The organism is Bacteroides sp. (genome assembly GCF_028690125.1).
Classification (GTDB): Bacteria; Bacteroidota; Bacteroidia; order Bacteroidales; family Bacteroidaceae; genus Bacteroides.
The window spans coordinates 1-2,774 of sequence record NZ_JAQVBV010000141.1; the positions used below are offsets into that span (position 1 = coordinate 1).

Here is a 2,774-nt window from a genome sequence, read left to right on the forward strand (position 1 = left end):
ATAATTTTTTGTTTCTATGCGAAATATATTGACATAGAAAAGACAATGGTGTAAAGTGGAGATGGACAAAAAAGCTAGATTTGCACGTGCCTTTGTGGTAATGTGTACTTTTTTAAAGCATATATCTTGCATACTAAATATTAGGCTGCCTGACTTTCTTTTCAGTATTTGTACAAATATAATAAAGAAACCATGCAGAACAAGGTATATGAGCCTATTAAGATACAAATTGCGATACGGCTTTTTTGTGTTTTTTTTCATGATAATTCTGCCGAAAAATACGGCGGTATTACCATAAAACGTGGCCGTTTTTTATGGAATATTTATTAACAAATCAGTTGACAATTTTTAAACAAAAATGTTATATTCATGATGGACGTGCTGAAGGACTTTTCTTATTGTGCAAACAATTTGACAAAGGATGAAGGAACGTCCAACGGCAGCGTTTATGGAAGTAGTAGGTTATTAAATAAAATGGTCGGTGACCCGCATCGGTTGTTTTAAAATTTTTTAAAAATAGGAGGAATATTAAATGGATTTCAAATTAACAAAATCTCAAGTGCTTCAGCAAGAGTTGTTCAGAAAATTTGCTGAGACAGAAATCAAACCCATTGCTAAGGATATGGACGAGTCTGAAGCATACGATATGGGCCTTGTAGCGAAACTGCAGAAGGCTGGTATGTTCGGCATTCCTTATTCCAGAGAATACGGCGGTCAGGGCGCAGATGTTCTTACTTACACATTAGCTATGGAAGAAGTATCTAAAATTGATGCATCCACAGGTATCACTCTTTCCGTGCATACTTCCCTTTGCTGCTCTTGCATCAACGAATTTGGTTCAGAAGAACAAAAGCATGAATTTTTAGGACCATTGGTAAATGGTACAAAGGTTGGTTGCTTTGGTTTGACAGAGCCCGGTGCAGGTACTGATGCTTCCGGCGTTCGTACAGAAGCACTTAAAGATGGCGATGATTATATCATCAATGGTACAAAAATCTTTACAACAAACTCCGGCTTTGCTGATACATTTGTTGTATTTGCTTTGACAGACAAGTCCAAAGGACCTAAAGGTATGTCCGCATTTGTTTTGGATAGAACAATGCCTGGTATTACTGTAGGTGAAAATATTGAACGTATGGGTATCAGAGCTGCTTCCAACTGTGAAGTTGCTTACGAAAACGTAAGAGTACCTGCTAGCAGATTGCTTGGCAAAGAAGGTCTGGGCTACAAGATCGCTATGCAAGGTCTTGCTGGCGGCCGTATCGGTATCGGTGCTCAGTCCGTAGGTATCGCTCAGGGCGCTATCGACGAAGCTATGAAGTATGTTAAAGAAAGAAAGCAGTTTGGCAAAACAATCAACAAGTTCCAGAACACACAGTTCAAGCTTGCTGAATGCCAGACAAAGGTTGATGCTGCTAGATTGATGGTTTGGAGAGCAGCAACATCAAAAGACAATCATGAAAATTTTGCTCCTTTGGCAGCTATGTGTAAACTGTTTGGCTCTGAAGTAGCTAACGAAGTAACAAGAATTTGTGTTCAGTTGCTTGGTGGTTACGGCTACTGCCGCGAATACCCTGTAGAAAGAGCTATGCGTGACGCTAAGATTACAGAAATTTACGAAGGTACATCCGAAGCAATGAAGATGATTATCTCCGGCGCAATGAAAGTTTGATCAATAGTTTCTGAATCTAGATACGAAGCGAGATACTACTATATTTTGGAAGGAGAACAACTATAATGAAAATCGTTGTATGTATTAAACAAGTACCAGATACAGTTGAAGTTAAAATTGACCCTAAGACAGGCACACTGATTCGTGATGGTGTACCTTCTATCATTAACCATGATGACAAAACAGGTATCGAAGCTGCTCTTCAGTTAAGAGCAGAATTGGGTGGCACTATTACCGTTGTATCCATGGGTCCCCCTCAGGCAGACGTTGCTTTGAGAGAAGCTTTGGCTATGGGCTGTGATGAAGCTTACTTAGTTTCCGCTAGAGAATTCGGCGGTTCCGATACTTATGCTACATCCGGTATTTTGGCAGCAGCTTTAAGAAAAATCGGCTATGATTTAATTATCACAGGCCGTCAGGCTATCGATGGTGACACAGCTCAGGTTGGTCCTCAGATCGGTGAAAAATTGCAGGTTCCTCAAGTTTCCTACGTTGAAGAAGTACAGGAAGCTACTGAAGAATATGTTGTTGTTAAAAGACAGTTTGAAGATGGTTACCACATCATCAAAATCAAAACACCTTGCCTGTTGACAGCAATTGCTGAATTGGCTACTCCTAGATATATGTCAGTAAGAGGTATCGTTGAAGCTTACGAAAAAGAAATCAAAACTTTAGGTTTTGAAGATTTGAAAGATGAACTTGAACTTGACATGATCGGCTTAAAGGGTTCCCCTACAAACGTATATCAGTCCTTCACAAAAGAAGTTAAGGGCGCTGGTACAGTTCTGAAGGATTTGTCCGCAGAAGAGGCAGTTCAGGCGATTATCGAAAAGTTGGAAGCTAAGTTCATCATCTAATTTGTTGACAACTTCAATCGAACAGAAAGAACTATATACTAAATTTGGAATATAAGGAGGAAACCCTACAATGAGTAAAGGTATTTTTGTAGTAATTGAACAGAGAAGCGGTAAAGTTCAGAACGTAGGTCTTGAACTGGTCGGCGAATCCACCAGATTGAAAGAAGATTTGAAGGACGAAGTAGTAGCTGTCCTTTTAGGCCATGAAATCGAAGGCCAGGTTGATAAACTTTTCCACTATGGTG

At 39.6% G+C, this 2,774-nt stretch carries 3 protein-coding genes and 1 pseudogene; all 4 read left to right on the forward strand.

Going from position 1 to position 2,774, the window contains the following annotated elements; genetic code table 11:
- The first annotated feature begins 369 nt into the window (after positions 1 to 369).
- A complete protein-coding gene (locus tag PHO71_RS26010; protein ID WP_300209089.1) occupies positions 370 to 504 on the forward strand; it encodes a hypothetical protein in 135 nt (44 codons plus the stop codon).
- Positions 505 to 532: 28 nt separating this feature from the next.
- The gene (locus tag PHO71_RS26015; protein ID WP_300209090.1) at positions 533 to 1,672 is read left to right on the forward strand and encodes an acyl-CoA dehydrogenase family protein; all 1,140 of its coding nucleotides are present in this window, start codon (positions 533 to 535) and stop codon (positions 1,670 to 1,672) included.
- Between the two features lie 65 nt (positions 1,673 to 1,737).
- A complete protein-coding gene (locus PHO71_RS26020; protein ID WP_300209091.1) occupies positions 1,738 to 2,529 on the forward strand; it encodes an electron transfer flavoprotein subunit beta/FixA family protein in 792 nt (263 codons plus the stop codon).
- Positions 2,530 to 2,599: 70 nt separating this feature from the next.
- Positions 2,600 to 2,774: pseudogene (locus tag PHO71_RS26360) on the forward strand (electron transfer flavoprotein subunit alpha/FixB family protein); the annotation flags it as partial.